Below are 1,759 nucleotides of genomic sequence, written 5' to 3'. Positions count from 1 at the left end.
TTCTTGCCCACTCCCTATTCGGCCGGTGACAGATCACTTTTCGATTTTGGATATAAATTCAATACAACAACCGCAAGCACTTCCTTTGTGTAATGGCGGTTGTTTTTTGTATAATTAAATTAACAACAAAGAAAGAAGGTACACAACATGGAAATTAAAGTGAACGGAGAACCATTAGTAATTGAAGGTAAACAAGTTGAAGTGGGTGATTTAGCACCTAATGCGACTTTGGTTAATCGAAAAGGTGAAACAGTCCAACTGAAAGATTTATTAGCGGACAAAGTGACTATTTTAAGTGTGATTCCTAATATTTTAACTCGCACTTGTGAGTTACAAACCAAACGTTTATCTGATGAAACAAAATCAGGTGACATTCAATATTTAACGGTTTCACGCAATACACCACAAGAATTTAATACTTGGAATCAAGAAAATGAGTTAGATGTTGATACCTTAACTGATGAAGCAGGTGAATTCGGTCGTGTGTATGGATTAGACATTAATTTAGATGGCAATGATTTATTAGCACGTACAGTATATGTTATCGATCAAAATGGTGTTATTCAATATCGTGAAATTGTTGAAGAATTAACGGAAGAACCTACTTATAAGCAACCATTACAAGTTGCAAAAAATGCTTTAAAATAAGCCATAAACATTAACTATTTTTGGTATAGTTGAATAAAGATAGACAATAGTGTGGTTAAGAAGTAGAAATCAATCGGATTTTTTCTTCTTATGCCTCATTGCATCGTTTGAATAGCGCTTAAACATGATTGAGTATTGACTGTTTGATGCTATTTGAATGCTGTGTTATTCTATCAAGTTAAGTGACTGGAAAGAAATGAGGGTAATCGCATTTCTGCCCAGTTCTTTTTAATAATTATGAAAGGGTGGGTAGGTTGGCAGATTTAACCGAGTTTAAACAGTTAATAGAAGAAAGTCAGCGTATTGTATTTTTTAGTGGAGCAGGAGTATCAACCAATAGCGGCATTCCCGATTTTCGATCAGCACAAGGCCTTTATGTAGAAGAGCAGGGGTATCAATTTTCTCCTGAACAAATCATTTCTCGTTCTTTCTTTAATCAATATCCAAAAATATTTTTTGAATTTTATTTTGATAAATTAGTCTATCGTGAAGCAAAACCTAATGTTGCCCATCATTTTGCAAGATGGTTAGAAACAAAAGGGAAAGAGGTGGCAGTCGTCACTCAAAATATTGATGGATTGCATCAAAAAGCGGGCAGTAAAGAGGTATACGAATTACATGGCAGTGTGGCACGTAATTATTGTATGGAATGTCATCGCTACTATCATTTAGAGGAGTTAGTCCTGGATAAAGATGGGATTCCAAGATGTGAGAGTTGTCATGGGATGGTGAAGCCAGATGTTGTATTATATGAAGAACCATTAGATCAACAAGTAATGAATGATGCGGTTCATAAGATTCATCAAGCTGATTTAATGATTATTGCCGGTACTTCATTGGTGGTCTATCCGGCAGCTGGTTTGGTAAACTATTTCAATGGACGTAAAATTGTAGTTATTAATAAAACAGCCGTCCCACTGTATCGTTCGGATGTGTTAACCATTCAAGAAGAGATGGGAGCTATTTTCAGCGAAGTTATGGAGATGGATGCTTAATAGCAAATGATGGTTAGGTTGCTTTTTGATTCCATAAGGATAATGCAGCTTCAAGCATACCGTTGTCAAAATAAGCGCCACTTGGTAATGCGTTATGATAAAAGCTTTAACGTGTA

At 35.5% G+C, this 1,759-nt stretch carries 2 protein-coding genes; both read left to right on the top strand.

Annotation, left to right across the window (positions count from 1 at the left end; all coding sequences use genetic code 11):
• Positions 1-147: 147 nt before the first annotated feature.
• Positions 148-648, top strand: coding sequence for a redoxin domain-containing protein (locus tag GSA01S_RS10030; RefSeq protein ID WP_066127212.1), 501 nt, complete (start codon positions 148-150; stop codon positions 646-648).
• Between the two features lie 254 nt (positions 649-902).
• The gene (locus GSA01S_RS10025) at positions 903-1,643 is read left to right on the top strand and encodes an NAD-dependent protein deacylase (protein ID WP_066127209.1); all 741 of its coding nucleotides are present in this window, start codon (positions 903-905) and stop codon (positions 1,641-1,643) included.
• Positions 1,644-1,759 lie beyond the last annotated feature (116 nt).

Origin of the sequence: Globicatella sanguinis NBRC 15551 (assembly GCF_001552295.1) — a bacterium.
GTDB lineage: Bacteria > Bacillota > Bacilli > Lactobacillales > Aerococcaceae > Globicatella > Globicatella sanguinis.
Note: the sequence above shows the minus strand (reverse complement) of the source record. Positions and strands in the feature narration are given on the sequence as shown.